The organism is Bariatricus sp. TF06-38A (assembly GCF_027690675.1).
GTDB classification, from domain to species: domain Bacteria; phylum Bacillota; class Clostridia; order Lachnospirales; family Lachnospiraceae; genus Allocoprococcus; species Allocoprococcus comes.
Genome location: NZ_JAQFCE010000001.1, coordinates 1 through 19724 on the forward strand (window position 1 = coordinate 1; position 19724 = coordinate 19724).

Here is a 19724-nt window from a genome sequence, read left to right on the forward strand (position 1 = left end):
TTGTGATGAGAGAAGAAGATACTGTATGTGTAGGCAGTGATGGTTTGAAATACTGCAAAGTCTGTGGGGAAGCGAAAGAAGCATTTTTCCCCAAGGGGGGCTTTATGGGAATGAAGAAACATTCCAGGCAATGTGTCTGTGACAGAAAAGCGTATGAAGAAGAACAAAAATATTTTAAAGACAAAGAGCACCGGGAATTAGTCAGCAGAAATACAAGCATCTGTTTTGACGAGAGCAGAATGGAAGAGTGGACATTTGAGAATGCAGATATGTCAGATGCGGTAATGCATAAGGCAAAAAATTATGTTGATAACTGGGAGAAAATGAAAAGAAATCATATAGGCTGTTTGTTCTGGGGACCGGTTGGTACCGGGAAAAGTTATGTTGCCGGATGCATTGCCAATGAACTTCTTAAGCGGGAAGTAACGGTAAAGATGACAAATTTCAATACCATTATTGATGATATATTTCCACTGGCAGACAAAACGGAATATATCAATGCATTGGCTTCTTACCAGCTTTTGATTATTGATGATCTTGGAGTGGAACGAAATTCAGAATATGCGTTAGGAATTATTTTTAGCGTCATAGACCGCAGGATCCGTTCGGGACGACCTTTGATCATCACAACCAATCTTCCGCTGAAAGAAATAAAAAGCGAGACCATGTTGGACAAAAGGCGTATCTATGATCGTATTTTAGAAATGTGTACACCAATGTATGTTGGAGGTACAAGTAAACGAGAAGCGATTGCAAGTATGAAAATGGAGAAAGCGAAAACGTTGTTGAATACAAAGAATGATCGTGTGTATTGCGGATAGAAGTGTATGCTACGCACGTTAAATAATAAGGGAAGGATTTTATGAGCAAACAACATGTTACGATATGTGAAAAAGTGGCTCTTACAATTGAAGAGGCAGCAGAATACAGTAATATCGGACAAAACAGAATAAGTGGTCTTTTGAAAGAACCGAGATGTCCGTTTGTGCTTTACGTAGGCACGAAAAAACTTGTAAAGAGAAAAGAATTTGAAAAATTCATTTCGGAAAGTGTGGAAATATAAATGATTGACAGGAGATGGGGCAGGAGATGAAAATGAATATTCACAAAAATAAGATGCTATGGTATAATACAAGGTACTGTATTAGGGCTTCTTATGAGAGGAGCTGAAATATGGGAAAAGATTTAAAAGGCAAAGAACTTGGCAAGGGAATATCCCAGGAAAGTACGGGATTATACTCAGCCAGATTTGTAGATCGGTTTGGAAAGAGAAAACATAAACGATTCAAAAAGCTGCAAGAGTGCAGAGCATGGATTGCTGATGCGACTTATGTGGATGAACACAGTGATATTTCAATGCCATCAGATATGCTGGTCGATCAATGGTTTGATTATTGGATTGGGATAAAAAAGAAAACAGTCCGTTCAAATACTGTTCGCAATTATACGGAGAGATATATTAAAAATATTAAACCGGTAATTGGGAAGATGACACTATCAGACGTGAAACCACTTCAATGTCAGAAAATATTTTATGATATGGCAGATCAGGGGTATCGCACATCTACAATTTATCAGGCAAGAATTGCATTATACAATATGTTTGAGTATGCAAAAGAGAATGAAGTCTTGCGTAGCAATCCCTGTAAAAAATCTGTGAAAAGTGATATGGGAAAGCCTTCTGAGAAGAAGGTTGCTTTAACAAGAGACATACAAAAAACATTTTTACAATATGCAGAAAATCAAAGCTATGAAAATCAGTATCGTTTTATACTACAAACCGGATTGCGAACAGGCGAATTGGTAGGATTGAAATGGGGAGATGTCGATTTTAAATCCAAAACAATTCAGATTCGCAGAAGTATGGAATATCGTTACAGTGCAAAGGAGTGGCGTATCGGAGAACCAAAGAGTAAATCAGGTTACCGTACGATACCCTTAACAGAAGAAGCGGTTGCTATACTAAAAAAACAAAAAGAAAAGAATAAGAGGATTTCAGAAATTTCAACAGAATGGGAAGAATTTGTGTTTCTGTGTCGAAAAGGAACACCTGTCAAGAACAGTACATATGATACAGCGCTGTTTAAAATCTGTGACAAAGCAAAAATTCCAAGATTTTCGATGCATATCTTGAGACATACTTTTGCTACCAGATGTATTGAAGCAGGAATGAAACCGAAAACACTTCAGATGTTACTGGGCCATTCGAATATTGGAATTACAATGAACTTATATGTTCATACTACCGAGGAAGAAAAGAAAAAAGAAATGGACTTGGTAGCAGAAGCACTTATGGCAATGTAATGGCCCACTAAATGGCCCACTTGCAAAAATAAGTATGCTGAAATCCCTTGAAATCAAAGGATTTATAGGAGGAAATATAAAAAATGAAATTAGGAATCGTAGGATTACCGAATGTAGGAAAAAGTACTTTATTCAATTCACTGACAAAAGCAGGAGCAGAATCAGCCAACTACCCATTCTGTACCATTGATCCAAATGTGGGCGTTGTTACTGTACCGGATGAACGTCTGAATGTGCTTGGTGAGATGTATCACACCAAAAAGATCATCCCGGCAGCGATTGAGTTTGTAGATATCGCAGGTCTTGTAAAAGGTGCATCCAAAGGAGAAGGTCTTGGAAACCAGTTTCTTGCAAATATCCGTGAGGTTGATGCAATTGTTCATGTAGTACGTTGTTTCGAGGACAGCAATATTGTCCATGTAGACGGAAGTATCGATCCGCTGCGTGACATTGAGACGATCAACCTGGAGCTGATCTTTTCAGACCTTGAGATCCTGGAAAGAAGAATTTCCAAAGCAGTCAGAGCAGCAAGAAATGACAAGACGATCGCAAAAGAGCTGGCACTGATGGAAAGAATTAAAGCACATCTGGAAGATGGAAAGATGGCAAAGAGCTTTGATGATATCAATGACGAAGATGAACAGCAGTGGCTGGAAAGCTACAATCTTCTGACCTACAAGCCGGTCATTTTTGCTGCAAATGTGGCAGAAGATGATCTTGCAGATGATGGTGCAAGTAATGCGGGAGTACAGGCAGTCCGTGAGTATGCAAAAAGAGAGGACTGCGAAGTATTCGTTGTCTGTGCAGAGATTGAGCAGGAGATCGCGGAACTTGATGATGATGAAAAGAGCATGTTCCTGGAAGAACTGGGACTTAAGGAATCTGGCCTTGAAAAGCTGATCAAGGCAAGCTACAGTCTTCTCGGACTGATCAGTTACCTGACAGCAGGAGAACCGGAAGTCCGTGCATGGACGATCAAAAAAGGAACGAAAGCACCACAGGCAGCAGGAAAGATCCATTCTGATTTTGAAAGAGGATTCATCCGCGCTGAAATCGTATCCTATGATGACTTGATGGCATGTGGCACTTATAACGCTGCAAAAGAAAAAGGTCTGGTAAGACTGGAAGGTAAGGACTATGTTGTACAGGACGGAGATATTATCCTGTTCAGATTCAACGTATAATAGTCGTTAATAAAGTAATTGATAATGTATGGTGAGAGGCGGACAGATGTCCGTCTCTTTTATAATATAGGATAGTTAAAACTTACTACAGTTTGCATAAAACAACCCTGTGAAATACAGGGGTTGTACGTCAAAAGGAACAATCAGAACAGTAAAATGACTGGACTTTTCATATATGAACAGCTATAATAATATCGAACGAAAGTGTAAAAAAATTTTAACACAAGTAAAAGTTTTGACACAATCTAAGGAGGAACAAAGAAAATGGCAAGATCAATGAAGACCATGGATGGTAACCATGCAGCTGCTCATGCTTCTTATGCTTATACAGAAGTTGCTGCTATTTACCCGATCACACCTTCATCTGTAATGGCTGAAGCCACAGACGAATGGGCAACACAAGGAAGAAAGAATATTTTTGGTCAGACTGTTCAGGTAACAGAAATGCAGTCTGAAGCAGGTGCAGCAGGTACTGTACACGGCTCACTGTCAGCAGGTGCGCTTACTACTACTTACACAGCTTCCCAGGGCTTACTTCTTATGATTCCTAACTTATATAAAATTGCTGGTGAACAGCTTCCGGGTGTATTCAACGTATCTGCCCGTGCAGTAGCTTCACACGCTCTTAATATTTTTGGTGATCATTCAGATGTTTACGCCTGTCGTCAGACTGGATGCGCAATGCTCTGTGAATCCAGCGTACAGGAAGTTATGGACCTGACACCGGTTGCACATTGTGCAGCACTGAAAGGTAAAATTCCTTTCATTAACTTCTTCGATGGTTTCCGTACATCACACGAAATCCAGAAGATCGAAACATGGGATTACGAAGATCTGGAAGATCTCGTAGATAAGGATGCAATCAAGGAATTCCGTGCACATGCACTGAACCCGAACCATCCATGTGAAAGAGGATCAGCTCAGAACCCGGATACATTCTTCCAGGCTCGTGAAGCATGTAACCCATACTACGATGCTATGCCGGCAATCGTACAGGAATACATGGACAAAGTTAACGCTAAGATCGGAACAAACTACAAACTGTTCAACTACCATGGTGCAGAAGACGCTGAAAGCGTAATCATCGCTATGGGATCTGTTTGTGACACAATCGATGAAACAATCGATTACTTACTTGCTCAGGGCAAGAAGGTTGGTGTTGTTAAAGTTCGTCTTTACAGACCATTCTGCGCACAGGCACTTGTAGATGCAATTCCAGATTCTGTTAAGTACATCAATGTTCTTGACAGAACAAAAGAACCAGGATCTCTTGGAGAACCTCTGTACCTTGATGTTGTTGCAGCTCTTAAAGGAACTAAATTCGACGCTGTTAAGATCAACTCAGGACGTTACGGACTTGGTTCTAAAGATACAACACCGGCTCAGGTTGTTGCTGTATTCGAGAACGAAGCAAAAGCTAAATTCACAATCGGTATTGTTGATGATGTAACAGGACTTTCTCTTGAAGTTGGTGCTCCACTGGTTACAACACCAGAAGGAACAATCAACTGTAAGTTCTGGGGACTTGGAGCTGACGGAACAGTCGGAGCTAACAAGAACTCTATCAAGATCATCGGTGATAACACAGATATGTATGCACAGGCTTACTTTGATTATGATTCAAAGAAATCCGGTGGTGTTACAATGTCTCACCTCCGTTTCGGTAAGAAACCGATCAAATCTACTTACCTGATTCATAAAGCAAACTTTGTTGCATGCCACAACCCGTCATACATCAACAAATACAACATGGTTCAGGAACTTGTAGATGGTGGTACATTCCTTCTTAACTGCCCATGGACAGCAGAAGAACTTGACAAACATCTTCCGGGACAGGTTAAAGCATTCATCGCCAACCATGACATCAAATTCTATACAATCGATGGTATCAAGATCGGTAAAGAAATCGGACTTGGCGGACGTATCAATACAGTTCTTCAGTCTGCATTCTTCAAACTGGCTAACATCATTCCGGAAGAAGAAGCTATCGACCTTATGAAGAAAGCTGCAAAGGCTACATACGGTAAGAAAGGTGATAAGATCGTACAGATGAACTACGATGCTATCGATGCCGGAGCTAAGCAGGTTAACGCAATCGAAGTACCGGAAAGCTGGAAGAACTGCGAAGACGAAGGTCTGTTCACACCAGAAGTTAAGGGTGGAAGAGAAGATGCAGTAGCATTCGTTAAGAACATTCAGTCTAAGGTTAATGCTCAGGAAGGTAACACACTGCCTGTATCTGCATTCAAAGATTATGTAGATGGATCTACACCGTCAGGAACAGCTGCTTACGAAAAACGTGGTATCGCAGTAGATATCCCGATCTGGCAGTCAGAAACATGTATCCAGTGTAACCGTTGTGCATATGTATGTCCGCACGCTGCAATCCGTCCGGTAGCTCTTACAGAAGAAGAACTTGCAAAAGCACCAGAAGGACTGAAAGCAATCGACATGATCGGTATGCCGGGAATGAAGTTCACAATGACTGTATCAGCTTATGACTGTACAGGATGTGGCTCTTGTGCAAATGTCTGCCCAGGTAAGAAGGGTGAAAAAGCTCTTGTTATGGGTAACATGGAAGAGAACGCTGGAGAACAGGTATACTTTGACTTTGGTACAGAAATCGAAGTAAAACCGGAAGTTGTTGCTAAATTTAAAGAAAATACAGTAAAAGGATCTCAGTTCAAACAGCCACTGCTTGAGTTCTCAGGAGCTTGTGCCGGATGTGGAGAGACTCCATACGCTAAACTTGTCACACAGTTATTCGGTGACAGAATGTACATCGCTAATGCAACAGGATGTTCATCTATCTGGGGTAACTCATCTCCGTCTACACCTTACACAGTAAACGCTAAGGGACAGGGACCGGCTTGGTCTAACTCACTGTTCGAAGATGCTGCTGAGTTTGGTTACGGTATGTTACTTGCTCAGAAAGCAATCAGAGAAGGTCTGAAAGCGAAAGTTGAAGAAGTTGCTGCATCAGATAAAGCCAGCGAAGAAGCAAAAGCTGCTTGCAACGAATGGCTTGAAACATACGGATGTGGAGCTACTAACGGAACAGCTACAGACAAACTTGTTGCTGCATTAGAAGGATGCGACTGCCCGACATGCAAAGATATCGTTGAAAAGAAAGACTTCCTCGCTAAGAAATCTCAGTGGATCTTCGGTGGTGACGGATGGGCTTACGATATCGGATTCGGTGGTGTTGACCACGTACTTGCAAGTGGAAAAGACATCAACGTAATGGTATTCGATACAGAAGTTTACTCTAATACAGGTGGACAGTCTTCTAAGTCTACTAAGACTGGTGCTATTGCTCAGTTCGCAGCAGGCGGAAAAGAAACTAAGAAGAAAGACCTTGCTTCTATCGCAATGAGCTATGGTTACGTATACGTTGCACAGATCGCTATGGGTGCTGACTTCAACCAGACTGTAAAAGCTATCGCAGAAGCTGAAGCATATCCGGGACCATCCCTGATCATCGCTTACGCTCCATGTATCAACCATGGTATCAAGAAAGGCATGAGCAAAGCTCAGACAGAAGAACAGCTTGCAGTTGAATGTGGATACTGGAACAACTTCCGTTTCAATCCGGCAGCTGAAGGATCTAAGTTCACTCTTGACAGCAAAGCACCAGACCTTGCTGGATACGAAGACTTCCTTAACGGAGAAGTTCGTTACAACGCTCTTGCTAGATTCAATCCTGAAAAGGCTAAAGTTCTGTTTGCTAAGAACGAAGAAGAAGCAAAAGCTAGATATGCATATCTGCAGAAACTCGTTACACTGTACGGTTCTGAAGAATAAGATTGACTTGAATAGGGGTCAGGGACGAAAGTCTCTGACTCCTTTTGTCGTTGCACATTCAAAAGTCTGGGAGTGGTATGTGGTGGAAAGGGACTGGAAATTTATGTATAAATAGCAATTATCTCTTGCAAAAATGAAAATTTTATAGTATGGTTGATAAAGAAAATGATGAATATTCAGCTTGATAGAGGCGCGGGATTTATCAGTACCTTCTGAAAGATGCGGCAGGGAAGCCGACAGAAGAGAAAGGAAATACCGCCGAAGGAGCCGGAACCCCAACCCCGGTTTCTGGGACGATGCAGAAGATGCAGCGTACTGTCACACATGTGGAGCGCTATCGGAAGAACATTTAAGGAAGACTATACATGCCATGAATGCGTTTTGACGGTGCAAGCGTTATTCATGGCATTTTTATGTTTTAAAATAGGAGGTTTTTTAATTGAGAGAAAAAATGAAAAAGTTAAGCAGTCTGCTCGTAGCTATAATGATCTGCGTAATGGCAAGTCCCCTTGTCGCTTTTGCAGCAGACGCGGAGAAGTATGTACCGAAGATGTACGCCAGCATCTGGTCACTGGTTCCACCGGTGGTTGCAATCGCACTGGCACTGATTACAAAAGAAGTGTACAGCTCGTTATTTGTAGGGATTTTAGTGGGTGGAATGTTTTATTCCGGATTTTCCTTTGAAGGAACCATCACCCATATTTTTCAGGAAGGGATCGTAGGTGTTCTTTCTGACAGCTATAATGTGGGAATCCTGATTTTTCTGGTTATCTTAGGAACCATGGTCTGCCTGATGAATAAGGCAGGAGGATCTACCGCATTCGGTGAATGGGCAAGTTCCCATATCAAGAGCCGTGTCGGTGCACAGCTTGCAACAATCGTTCTTGGTGTGCTGATCTTTATCGATGACTATTTTAACTGTCTGACAGTCGGAAGCGTGATGCGTCCGGTAACGGATGCGCAGAATGTTTCCAGAGCAAAGCTTGCGTATCTGATCGATGCGACAGCAGCTCCGGTATGTATCATTGCACCGATTTCATCTTGGGCAGCAGCCGTTACCGGTTTTGTAGAAGGTGAAGATGGATTTTCGATATTTATCCGTGCAATTCCATATAACTTCTATGCAGTCCTTACCATCGTGATGATGATTGCAATGGTTATGATGAAGGTTGAGTATGGCCCGATGAAGCTTCATGAAGATAATGCGAAAAAAGGTGATATTTACACCACACCGGACAGACCGTATGCAAATGCGGAGGAAGAGACAGTGGATAACTGTAAAGGAAAAGTAATGGATCTTTTGATCCCGATTATTTCACTGATCATCTGCTGTGTGATCGGAATGATCTACACCGGTGGGTTCTTTGACGGAGTCGGTTTTGTAGAAGCATTTTCAGGAAGTGATGCTTCCCAGGGACTGGTGTACGGAAGTTTCTTTGCTTTTGTGATCACAATCGTGCTGTATCTGGTAAGACGTGTGCTGAAATTCGATGAATGTATGGCATGTCTCCCGGATGGATTTAAGGCGATGGTTCCGGCAATCCTGATTCTTGTTTTTGCATGGACACTGAAATCTATGACAGACAGTCTTGGAGCGGCGGAATATGTAGCAGGTATTGTAGCCGGAAGTGCGGAAGGTATGGTAAATCTTCTTCCGGCAATCATCTTCCTTGTGGGATGCTTCCTTGCATTTGCAACCGGTACAAGCTGGGGAACATTCGGAATCCTGATCCCGATCGTGGTACATGCATTTGAAGGAAAGAATGAGACGATGATGATCATTGCCATCTCCGCATGTATGGCTGGAGCAGTTTGTGGTGACCACTGTTCACCTATTTCGGATACAACGATCATGGCATCTGCCGGTGCACAGTGCAATCATATTAATCATGTCAATACACAGCTCCCATATGCGGCAGGCTGCGCAGTGATCTCTTTTATCAATTATATTATTGCCGGATTTGTACAGAGTGCATGGATCGCACTTCCGACAGGAATCATCATGATGCTTGTATTTGTGACATTCATGAAATTTTTACAGAAAAAGCAGACAGCTGTTTTTTCACAGAAGAAAGAAGCAGAATAGAAAAAATGAGGAATGGCTTTCGTAGCTGTTCCTTATTTTATTTATGCGAGCAACGAGTCAAAGTCCGTGCTTGCACGAGACCTTGGCGACTGCCGCGATAACTTGAGAAACACGCGGAGCGTGTTTCTCATAGTTGGCGGAAAAGTCATAAAGAACTGGGGAGGTACAGCGGATTATGAAAAACAATTCCCACCAAGACCTTGTATCAAATCAAAGAAATGTGTACAATGTTATTTATGAGACTAACTACAGAACTTGGAGGAAATCATATATGGATTTAACAAAGCTTACAGCATATGAGATCATTGAGCACAGACCTCTTCCGGATCTGAAATCGGAAGGAGCGCTTTTAAGACATAAAAAGAGCGGTGCGAGGGTGCTTCTGATCTCCAATGATGATGAAAATAAAGTATTTAATATCGGATTCCGCACACCGACAACGAACAGTACCGGAGTGCCACATATCATGGAACATACTGTTCTGTGTGGCTCGGAAAAGTTTCCAACCAAGGATCCGTTTGTGGAACTGGTAAAAGGATCTTTGAACACCTTTTTGAATGCGATGACTTATCCGGACAAGACAGTATATCCGGTTGCAAGCTGTAATGAAAAGGATTTTCAGAATCTGATGGACGTGTATATGGATGCAGTTCTGCATCCGAATATTTATAAACACGAAGAGATCTTCCGGCAGGAGGGATGGAATTATCACCTGGAGGAAGCAGATGGGGAGCTTTCTTATAACGGAGTTGTTTATAATGAGATGAAGGGAGCTTTTTCTTCACCGGATGGTGTTCTGGACCGTATGATCCTGAATTCTCTTTTCCCGGATACGACCTATGCAAATGAGTCCGGCGGAGATCCGGATGTGATCCCGGAACTGACTTATGAAGAATATCTGAATTTCCACAGAATCTATTATCATCCGTCCAACAGCTATATTTATCTCTATGGAAATATGGATATGGAAGAGAAATTAAATTGGCTGGATCAGGAATATCTGTCTGCTTACGATAGAAAAGAAGTAGATTCTGAGATTCATCTGCAGAAGCCGTTTGAGCAAATGCATGATATCACAAAGCCGTATTCGATCGCAAGTAATGAATCGACAGAAGATAACACCTATCTTTCCTACAATAAGGTCATTGGGACTTCTCTGGATGAAAAGCTGTATCTGGCATTCCAGATCCTGGATTATGCACTGCTTTCTGCGCCGGGAGCACCAATTACAAAAGCACTTCTGGAAGCAGGAATCGGAAAAGATATCAGCGGGTCGTATGACAGCAGCACCTATCAGCCGATCTTCTCCATTGTGGCAAAGAATGCCAATGAAGAGCAGAAAGCAGAATTTGTAAAAGTGATCGAAGATACATTGAAGGCTATCGTAGAAAACGGAATGGACAAAAAGGCACTGGAAGCGGGAATCAATTACCATGAATTCCGTTACCGTGAAGCAGACTTTGGAGGCTATCCAAAGGGACTGATGTACGGTCTGCAGATATTTGACAGCTGGCTTTATGATGAGACAAAGCCGTTTATCCATGTGGAGGCACTGGACACCTTTGCGTTCTTAAAAGAACAGATCAATACTGGGTATTTTGAAAAGCTGATTCAGACATATCTTTTGGATAACCAGCATGGAGCACTGGTCACGATCGTGCCGGAACCGGGACGTACAGCCAGACTGGATGCGGAGTTAAAAGAAAAACTGCAGGTATATAAAGAAAGCCTTAGCAGGGGAGAAATCGAAAAGCTGATTGCAGATACAAAGCATTTACAGGAGTATCAGGAAGAACCGTCAAGTCAGGAGGATTTGGAGAAGATCCCGATGCTGACAAGAGCGGATATTTCCCGAGAGATCGCACCGATTTATAATGAAGAGATGAAGATTGCAGATATCCCGATGGTATTCCATGAGATTGAGACGAACGGGATCGGTTATCTGGATCTGATGTTTGACCTTTCGGATGTGCCGGAAAAGGATCTCCCGATAGTGGGGCTTCTGCAGGCAGTTCTCGGAATCATTGACACTGAGCATTATGAATATGGAGAACTTTTTAATGAAATCAACAGACACACAGGAGGAATCGGGACTTCACTGGAGCTTTACCCGGATGTGACGAAAGTAAAAGAAAAAGAATTCAAGGCAACTTTTGAAATCAAAGGGAAAGCACTTTATGGACAGATTCCATTTGCCATCCGTATGATGAAAGAGATTCTGACAGCATCGAAACTGGATGATGAAAAACGTCTGAAAGAGATTCTTTCTATGACAAAGACCAGATTGCAGGATCGTTTCCTGTCTGCAGGACATTCCGCAGCAGCACTCCGGGCAATGTCTTATAAGTCACCGATTTCAAAATTCAAAGATACGACGAATGGAATAGAATATTACCAGAATATCCGTGAAATGGAAGAACATTTTGATGAGAAGAAAGAAGAAATCATCAGCGGATTGAAGGCTTTGTCGGAATTGCTTTTCAGAAAAGGCAATGTGATGATCAGTTACACAGCCTCAAGAGAGGGACTTGCCGTTTTGGAAGAGGAGATCGGAAGCTTAAAAGAAGCTCTTTATCCGGAGAGAACGCCAGAGAGCCGATGCATCCTGCACTGTGAAAAGAAGAATGAAGGATTTAAAACTTCTTCTAAAGTACAGTTTGCGGCAAAGGCAGGCAACTTTATCGACGCAGGGGAGGAATATAACGGGGCATTGCAGATCCTGAAAGTGATCATGAGTTATGAATACCTCTGGATCAATATCCGCGTAAAAGGTGGTGCGTATGGCTGCATGAGTAACTTCAACCGCATTGGTGAGGGATATTTTGTATCTTACCGTGACCCGAATCTTGGAAGAACCCTGGAAATCTACGACGGAGTTCCGGAATATCTGGAGAACTTCACGGTCAGCGAACGCGATATGACAAAATATATTATCGGAACGATCAGCAACATTGATCAGCCGATGACTCCGGCAACCAAGGGAGACCGTTCCATGAACCTTTATATGAATCATGTCAGTGCAGAGATGATCAGAAAAGAAAGAGAACAGATCCTTACAGCAAACCAGGAGGATATCCGCGCACTTGCAGGTGTGGCGCGTGCAGTGCTTGCAAATGATCAGATCTGTGTGATCGGAAATGAAGCAAAGATAGAAGAAGAGAAAGAACTGTTTATGACAGTTGAGAATTTATTTTAAAAGGAGAATGCATGAGAGCAGATTTTAAATCAGGATTTGTAACGTTGATCGGCAGACCGAATGTGGGAAAATCCACCCTTATGAACTATCTGATCGGTCAGAAGATCGCTATTACATCGAATAAACCACAGACCACAAGAAACCGGATCCAGACGGTGCTTACGACCGAGGAAGGACAGATCGTATTTGTCGATACACCGGGAATCCACAAGGCAAAGAACAAGCTTGGCACCTACATGGTAAATGTGGCAGAGCGTACCTTAAATGAAGTGGATGTGGTGCTGTGGCTGGTTGAGCCAAGTACCTTTATCGGAGCCGGAGAGCAGCACATTGTGCAGCAGCTTGGGAAGGTGACAACACCTGTCGTGCTGGTCATCAACAAGGCAGATACCGTGAAGAAGGAAGATATTCTTCCTTGTATCGCAAAATACAATGAAGTATACCAGTTTGCAGATATCGTTCCGGTATCTGCGAGAACCGGTGAAAATACAGATGAGCTTTTAAAGGTCATCATGAAATATCTTCCGTATGGACCGCAGTTTTATGATGAAGATACCATTACCGACCAGCCGGAAAGGCAGATCGTGGCAGAGCTGATCCGTGAGAAAGCACTGCACTGCCTGAATGAGGAGATTCCACATGGAATTGCGGTATCAATCGAGAAGATGAAAGCACGCAAAAAAGTGATGGATATTGAGGCAACGATCATCTGTGAACGTGATTCACATAAAGGAATCATCATTGGCAAGCAGGGATCCATGCTGAAAAAGATCGGCAGTACGGCGCGATATGAGATCGAGCAGATGCTCGAATGTAAGGTAAATCTCCAGCTTTGGGTAAAAGTAAAGAAGGACTGGAGAGACAGTGATTTCCTGATCAAAAACTTTGGATACCGAGAAGACGAGTAAAAAATGTCAAGGTGTTTCTCTGAAAAACAGTTGGCAGATATTACGCAGTATAGCATCTGAAAATATGGGAGAACCTAATCTTAAAAGGCATAAGAAAAAGATGAGGTGACCGAAGGATGAATCAGGAATACTGGGATCAGTTTGCAAGAACAGGACGGGTGGAGGATTATCTCTCCTACCGGGAAAAGGAAGTCTGCAAAGCGAAAACGGAGAAATACGGGGACAAATGCAGTGAATCAGTTAACAACAATGACAGGGATGATTCTGTCGGTAGCACCGATTGGTGAATATGATAAAAGAGTCGTGATCCTGACAAAAGAAAAAGGGAAAATATCAGCGTTTGCAAAAGGGGCGAGACGACCGAACAGTCCGCTTGCAGGGGCTTGTACACCTTGTAATTTCGGAAAATTCATGCTGTATGAAGGAAGAAATTCCAACACTCTCCAGTCGGCAGAGATCGAAAATTATTTTGCAGAGCTCCGCACGGATGTGGAAGCGGCATACTATGCATTTTATTTTCTCGAATTTGCAGATTTTTATACAAGGGAAGCCAATGACGAGCGGGAAATGCTGAAGCTTCTTTATCAGACGATGCGCGTGCTGACGAAAAAGATCATTCCATTTGAGCTGGTACGCTACATATTTGAACTGAAGGCACTCAGTGTCAGTGGGGAAGGACCGCAGGTATTTCAGTGTGTCAGATGCGGGAACAGGGAACGTCCCTGTGTGTTCAGTGTAAAGGAAGGTGGTTTGGTCTGCAGTGAATGCGGTCAGAATGTCTATGACGGAATGCGGCTGAATACGTCTACCCTTTATGCCATGCAGTTCATTGTCGGGACACCGGTGGAAAAGCTCTATACCTTTACCTTAAGCGATGAAGTTTTAAAGGAACTGGGAAAGCTAATGGGGCGTTATCTGGATGTATACGTGGCTCACAGATTCAAGTCGCTTGAGATTCTGGAGCAGCTCACAGGGCTGAAATAACCGGAAAATTGTATATTAGATTAGAAAATAAAGACAAATTTGGCGAAAATTAGCAGGATAAGCTTGCAAAACCTATATGCAATAGGTATAATAGGTGAATCAGAGAGGAATAAATGTTATCGCGATAAGTGGCGTTGTTCTTCTAACGAAAAATAAAAAGAATGCGAGGATTAGTGTTATGGTAGAAAAGACAATGGACAAAATTGTAGCTTTGGCAAAATCAAGAGGCTTTGTATATCCGGGGTCTGAAATCTACGGTGGGCTTGCAAATACATGGGATTATGGTAACCTGGGTGTTGAACTTAAGAACAACGTAAAGAGAGCATGGTGGAAGAAATTTATTCAGGAGAATCCGTACAACGTAGGTGTTGACTGTGCGATCCTGATGAATCCGCAGACATGGATCGCTTCCGGACATCTGGGAGGATTCAGTGATCCGCTGATGGACTGTAAGGAATGTCACGAACGTTTCCGTGCAGATAAGATCATTGAAGATTATGCACATGAGCATGGAATCGATATTCCGGACAGCATTGACGGATGGTCACATGAAGAGATGGAAGGATTTGTAAAAGAACACGAAGTTCCGTGTCCGACTTGTGGAAAGCACAATTTCACAGAGATCCGTGAATTTAACCTGATGTTCAAGACTTTCCAGGGTGTAACAGAAGATGCAAAGAACGTTGTTTACCTTCGTCCTGAGACTGCGCAGGGAATCTTCGTAAACTTTAAGAACGTACAGAGAACTTCAAGAAAGAAGCTTCCATTTGGTATTGGTCAGATCGGTAAATCATTCCGTAACGAGATTACACCAGGTAACTTTACATTCCGTACCCGTGAGTTTGAACAGATGGAACTTGAATTCTTCTGCAAACCGGATACAGACCTTGAATGGTTTGCTTACTGGAAGAAATTCTGTCTTGACTGGCTGTTCTCTCTTGGACTTAAGGATGAGGAAGTCCGTTACAGAGATCATGACAAAGAAGAGCTTTCTTTCTACAGCAAGGCTACAACAGACGTAGAATTCCTCTTCCCATTTGGATGGGGCGAGCTGTGGGGAATCGCAGACAGAACAGATTATGACCTGACACAGCATCAGAATGTATCAGGACAGGATCTGACTTACTTTGATGATGAAACCAATGAAAAATACATTCCATACGTTATCGAGCCGTCACTTGGTGCTGACCGTGTGGTACTTGCGTTCCTTTGCGCAGCATATGATGAGGAAGAACTGGAAGACGGTTCTACACGTACTGTGATGCATTTCCATCCGGAACTTGCACCGGTTAAGATCGGTGTGCTTCCGCTCTCCAAGAAGCTGAACGAGGGCGCTGAGAAGGTTTATGCTATGCTTAGCAAATACTACAACTGCGAATTTGATGATAGAGGAAATATCGGTAAGAGATATCGTCGTCAGGATGAGATCGGAACACCGTTCTGCGTAACTTATGACTTCGATTCAGAAGAAGACGGAGCAGTTACTGTTCGTGACCGTGATACAATGCAGCAGGAAAGAATTAAAATTGAAGATCTCAAAGCGTACTTTGAGAAGAAATTTGAGTGGTAGAGATTTGAAAAGATCCGGATTTCCCAGGTTTGGGAAGTCCGGATCTTTTTGTGCAAAAAAGTTTGTTTGGGAGGTTGTGAGACAAATATAAGTGTTCAAATTCCGTTGTGCCAACCATTCTGAGGAGCCTCTGAAAGCGAAAATTATGTCAGCAGAGGCTTCCATAATTTCTGAGTCTCCTCGCCATGGCACAACAATCGAATTTGAACACTTATATTTGTCCCATTTGTCATTCAACTTTACTGGTGGAAACTTTTTTGCGACAGGGGAAATGCTGGCAAGTGTGAAAATAGACAAAGAAAATCGATGATATAGTTAAAAAATAGTCAATAAAAACAATGCCTATAGGGAAAAACTATTAAATATTCTGATAAATAATAAACAATAAAGAAAATTATTTAACACTTGACTAATTGTAACGACAATTATATAATGAGATTAACGTTAAGGTTGGAAGATGAATATGTGAGATACTTGTTGTACAGACGGCGCGCTCCGTTATTTAATGTATAGCATGAGCCGAAGGGGCAGGCAGAAACTCTCAGGCAAAAGGAACATATTCGGACAACACTCTGGAGAACAATATATATGTATTGTACCGAAGAAGTAGTCTGGACTATATAGCGCAAAAGTCCGGGTGATCTTTCAGGTGAACGGACAGAGGCAGACAAAAAAGATTTCAAAGACGAAAACTTTTTTGCCTGTTTTTTTTGTACCCTAAAAAGGGGAATATTCAGAAAAATACAGATATAAACGATAAAATTCTGAATCAAATACACCGGAAAGGGAGCAAAAAAGACCAGGTAGTTGGTTCTAAGGAGGTAAAAGAGAATGAACAGAATTGAAGATGTAACAAATTACATTACTGAATGTGATGAAGAAGTAGGGAAAGCGCTGCAGTTAGAACTTGGCCGTCAGCGTAGAAACCTTGAACTGATCGCATCAGAGAATATCGTAAGCCCGGCAGTTATGCTTGCGATGGGAACTGTACCGACAAACAAGTATGCAGAAGGTTATCCGGGAAAACGTTATTATGGCGGATGCGAGGATGTAGATATTCTTGAAAATCTTGCAATTGAACGTGCAAAGAAATTATTCGGATGTGACCATGTATGTGTACAGCCGCATTCAGGAGCAAATGCGAATACAGCTGTATATCAGGCGCTGATCAAACCAGGTGATACAGTTATGGGACTGAACCTGGCACACGGCGGACATCTTACACATGGTTCACCGGTAAACCTTTCCGGTATCCTTTACAATTTCGTACCTTACAATGTCAATGATGACGGTGTTCTGGATTACGATGCAATCAGAAAGCTTGCACGTGAATGCAAACCAAAGATGATCGTAGCAGGAGCTTCGGCTTATCCAAGAGAGATCCGTTTTGATATTTTTGCAGATATCGCAAAAGAAGTTGGAGCTTATCTTTTCGTAGATATGGCACATATTGCAGGTCTTGTTGCAGCAGGACTTCACCAGAGCCCGGTTCCTTATGCTGATGTAGTTACAACAACAACACATAAGACACTCAGAGGACCTCGTGGTGGAATGATCATGTGCAAAGAAGAATATGCAAAAGCGATCAACAAAGCAATCTTCCCGGGAACACAGGGCGGACCTCTGATGCACATTATCGCAGCAAAAGCTGTATGCTTCGGAGAAGCATTAAAACCGGAATTCAAAACCTATCAGGAACAGGTTGTCAAGAATGCAAAAGCACTTGCAGAAGCCATGGTTGAAGAAGGATTCAACCTTGTCAGTGGTGGAACAGACAACCATCTGATTCTGGTAGATCTTCAGAACATGAACATCACAGGAAAAGAACTTCAGAACAGACTGGATGAAGTTTACATTACAGTTAATAAGAATGCAGTTCCGAATGATCCTGCAAGTCCGTTTGTGACCAGTGGAGTTCGTATCGGAACACCGGCTGTTACAACAAGAGGTCTGAAAGAAGAAGATATGAAGACCATCGCAAAACTGATCAAGATGACGATTACAGACTTTGATACCAAAGCAGATGAAATCCGTGCCGAAGTTACAAAGATCTGCGATAAATATCCACTTTATGAATAACAGGAGGAAAAAATAATGGAATTAAAAACACCCCTTTATGACGTTCATGTAAAAGCAGGTGGAAAGATCGTGCCGTTTGCCGGATACCTTCTTCCGGTTCAGTATGAGACAGGCGTGATCAAAGAGCATATGGCAGTACGTACACAGGCAGGACTTTTTGATGTATCTCATATGGGCGAAATCCTTTGTGAAGGAAAAGATGCTCTTGTCAATCTGCAGCACATCCTTACAAACGATTTTACAAATATGGTAGACGGACAGGCAAGATACAGTCCGATGTGTAACGAGAACGGTGGAACTGTAGATGACCTGATCGTATACAAAAGATCAGATGATCACTATTTTATCGTAGTAAATGCAGCAAACAAGGATAAGGATTATCAGTGGATGCTCGCACATCAGTCAGGAGAGGTTACATTTACAGATGTATCCGACCAGTATGGACAGATCGCTCTTCAGGGACCGAAGGCGATGGAAATCTTAAGAAAACTTACAACAGAAGAAAATATTCCAAAGAAATATTATCATGCAGTATTTGGCGCAGAAGTTGCCGGAATGCCTTGCATCGTATCCAAGACAGGATATACCGGTGAAGATGGTGTAGAGATCTACCTGGCAAGTGATCTGGCAGAAAAGATGTGGGAGACACTTCTTGAAGCAGGAAAAGAAGAGGGACTAATCCCTTGTGGACTTGGTGCTCGTGATACACTTCGCATGGAAGCTGCAATGCCTCTTTACGGACATGAGATGGATGATGAAGTATCACCTCTTGAAACAGGTCTGAACTTCGGTGTTAAGATGAAGAAAGACGAATTCATCGGAAAGAAAGCCATAGAAGACAGAGGAACACCAAAGATCGAAAGAATTGGTCTTAAAGTAACAGGAAGAGGAATCATCCGTGAACATCAGGATCTGTATGCTGGAGATCAGAAGATCGGACATACAACATCCGGAACGCATTGCCCTTATCTTGGATATCCAATCGCCATGGCACTTGTTGATGCCGGAAGCGTAGCAATTGGCGACAAGGTAGAAGCAGATGTACGTGGAAGAAGAGTGGAAGCAGAAGTTGTGCAGCTTCCGTTCTATAAGAGAGCAAAATAAAAGAAAATAATAACGAAAATAGATTAACAGTCCGGTCGCAGAAAAAAACGATAGAGAGTGTTTGGAAAAGGCGATCGGCAGTTGAAAAGAAAAGGAGATTAAAATCATGGAAGTAAGAGCAGAATTAAAATATACAAAATCACACGAATGGGTAAAAGAAGAAGGTGGAGTCTGGACAATTGGACTTACGGATTATGCACAGTCAGCACTCGGTGATCTCGTATTCGTAAATCTTCCGGAAGCTGGAGACAGTGTAGAAGCCGGAGAAGTATTTGGAGATGTTGAATCTGTAAAAGCGGTATCAGATGTATACTCACCGGTAACAGGAGAAGTTGAAGAAATCAACGAAGAACTTCTTGACGCACCAGAAAAGATCAATGGCGCTCCGTATGATGCATGGTTCATCAAAGTAAAAGATGTATCGGGAACAGAGGAACTTCTTTCAGCAGAAGAATATGAGGCATTTGTAGCAAGCGAAGAATAATCAGGGAAAGGCGGTGGACCA

General features: G+C 42.4%; 14 protein-coding genes and 2 riboswitches. All 14 genes read left to right on the top strand.

Going from position 1 to position 19724, the window contains the following annotated elements; translation table 11 throughout:
* Positions 1 to 5 precede the first annotated feature (5 nt).
* The 14 genes from PG418_RS00005 (at position 6) to gcvH (ending at position 19703) form a co-directional block, all read left to right on the top strand.
* Positions 6 to 821 (top strand): ATP-binding protein, encoded by an 816-nt coding sequence (locus PG418_RS00005; protein WP_347891582.1) that lies wholly within the window; start codon positions 6 to 8, stop codon positions 819 to 821.
* A gap of 41 nt (positions 822 to 862) precedes the next feature.
* Complete coding sequence (locus PG418_RS00010) at positions 863 to 1063, top strand: excisionase (protein WP_498836889.1); 201 nt, start codon at positions 863 to 865, stop codon at positions 1061 to 1063.
* 110 nt (positions 1064 to 1173) lie between these two features.
* Entirely contained in the window at positions 1174 to 2304 is a 1131-nt protein-coding gene (locus tag PG418_RS00015; protein WP_347891583.1) for a tyrosine-type recombinase/integrase, read from the top strand.
* Between the two features lie 83 nt (positions 2305 to 2387).
* Positions 2388 to 3488, top strand: a complete 1101-nt coding sequence (gene ychF / locus PG418_RS00020; RefSeq protein WP_022220674.1) for a redox-regulated ATPase YchF — start codon at positions 2388 to 2390, stop codon at positions 3486 to 3488.
* A 264-nt stretch (positions 3489 to 3752) separates the two neighbouring features.
* On the top strand, positions 3753 to 7292 hold the full coding sequence (gene nifJ, locus PG418_RS00025; RefSeq protein WP_195254859.1) for a pyruvate:ferredoxin (flavodoxin) oxidoreductase: 3540 nt from the start codon (positions 3753 to 3755) through the stop codon (positions 7290 to 7292).
* Between the two features lie 177 nt (positions 7293 to 7469).
* Positions 7470 to 7637: riboswitch (Lysine riboswitch) on the top strand.
* Between the two features lie 139 nt (positions 7638 to 7776).
* Positions 7777 to 9378 carry a Na+/H+ antiporter NhaC family protein gene (locus PG418_RS00030; RefSeq protein ID WP_243172303.1) on the top strand — a complete coding sequence of 534 codons (1602 nt, stop codon included), beginning with the start codon at positions 7777 to 7779 and terminating at the stop codon, positions 9376 to 9378.
* A gap of 271 nt (positions 9379 to 9649) precedes the next feature.
* The gene (locus PG418_RS00035) at positions 9650 to 12574 is read left to right on the top strand and encodes an insulinase family protein (protein ID WP_498836890.1); all 2925 of its coding nucleotides are present in this window, start codon (positions 9650 to 9652) and stop codon (positions 12572 to 12574) included.
* 11 nt (positions 12575 to 12585) lie between these two features.
* Positions 12586 to 13482 (top strand): GTPase Era, encoded by an 897-nt coding sequence (era, locus tag PG418_RS00040; protein ID WP_055157460.1) that lies wholly within the window; start codon positions 12586 to 12588, stop codon positions 13480 to 13482.
* Between the two features lie 116 nt (positions 13483 to 13598).
* Positions 13599 to 13769 carry a hypothetical protein gene (locus PG418_RS00045; protein ID WP_022220670.1) on the top strand — a complete coding sequence of 57 codons (171 nt, stop codon included), beginning with the start codon at positions 13599 to 13601 and terminating at the stop codon, positions 13767 to 13769.
* On the top strand, positions 13714 to 14466 hold the full coding sequence (gene recO / locus PG418_RS00050; protein WP_227084684.1) for a DNA repair protein RecO: 753 nt from the start codon (positions 13714 to 13716) through the stop codon (positions 14464 to 14466). Before PG418_RS00045 ends, recO begins: the two co-directional genes overlap by 56 nt.
* 178 nt (positions 14467 to 14644) lie before the next feature.
* Positions 14645 to 16036: a glycine--tRNA ligase gene (locus tag PG418_RS00055; protein ID WP_055157464.1), complete on the top strand. Its 1392-nt coding sequence runs from the start codon at positions 14645 to 14647 to the stop codon at positions 16034 to 16036.
* A gap of 454 nt (positions 16037 to 16490) precedes the next feature.
* A riboswitch (glycine riboswitch) is annotated at positions 16491 to 16603 on the top strand.
* Positions 16604 to 16867: 264 nt separating this feature from the next.
* A complete protein-coding gene (gene glyA, locus PG418_RS00060; protein ID WP_055261251.1) occupies positions 16868 to 18115 on the top strand; it encodes a serine hydroxymethyltransferase in 1248 nt (415 codons plus the stop codon).
* A gap of 15 nt (positions 18116 to 18130) precedes the next feature.
* Positions 18131 to 19219: a glycine cleavage system aminomethyltransferase GcvT gene (gene gcvT, locus PG418_RS00065; protein WP_055157470.1), complete on the top strand. Its 1089-nt coding sequence runs from the start codon at positions 18131 to 18133 to the stop codon at positions 19217 to 19219.
* 106 nt (positions 19220 to 19325) lie between these two features.
* Entirely contained in the window at positions 19326 to 19703 is a 378-nt protein-coding gene (gene gcvH / locus PG418_RS00070) for a glycine cleavage system protein GcvH (protein ID WP_008372058.1), read from the top strand.
* Positions 19704 to 19724 lie beyond the last annotated feature (21 nt).

Bases quoted from the DNA above. Each gene is read 5' to 3' on its own strand.
- PG418_RS00005 (WP_347891582.1), top strand. From the start codon at position 6: ATGAGAGAAGAAGATACTGTATGTGTAGGCAGTGATGGTTTGAAATAC.
- PG418_RS00010 (WP_498836889.1), top strand. From the start codon at position 863: ATGAGCAAACAACATGTTACGATATGTGAAAAAGTGGCTCTTACAATT.
- PG418_RS00015 (WP_347891583.1), top strand. From the start codon at position 1,174: ATGGGAAAAGATTTAAAAGGCAAAGAACTTGGCAAGGGAATATCCCAG.
- ychF (WP_022220674.1), top strand. From the start codon at position 2,388: ATGAAATTAGGAATCGTAGGATTACCGAATGTAGGAAAAAGTACTTTA.
- nifJ (WP_195254859.1), top strand. From the start codon at position 3,753: ATGGCAAGATCAATGAAGACCATGGATGGTAACCATGCAGCTGCTCAT.
- PG418_RS00030 (WP_243172303.1), top strand. From the start codon at position 7,777: ATGATCTGCGTAATGGCAAGTCCCCTTGTCGCTTTTGCAGCAGACGCG.
- PG418_RS00035 (WP_498836890.1), top strand. From the start codon at position 9,650: ATGGATTTAACAAAGCTTACAGCATATGAGATCATTGAGCACAGACCT.
- era (WP_055157460.1), top strand. From the start codon at position 12,586: ATGAGAGCAGATTTTAAATCAGGATTTGTAACGTTGATCGGCAGACCG.
- PG418_RS00045 (WP_022220670.1), top strand. From the start codon at position 13,599: ATGAATCAGGAATACTGGGATCAGTTTGCAAGAACAGGACGGGTGGAG.
- PG418_RS00055 (WP_055157464.1), top strand. From the start codon at position 14,645: ATGGTAGAAAAGACAATGGACAAAATTGTAGCTTTGGCAAAATCAAGA.
- glyA (WP_055261251.1), top strand. From the start codon at position 16,868: ATGAACAGAATTGAAGATGTAACAAATTACATTACTGAATGTGATGAA.
- gcvT (WP_055157470.1), top strand. From the start codon at position 18,131: ATGGAATTAAAAACACCCCTTTATGACGTTCATGTAAAAGCAGGTGGA.
- gcvH (WP_008372058.1), top strand. From the start codon at position 19,326: ATGGAAGTAAGAGCAGAATTAAAATATACAAAATCACACGAATGGGTA.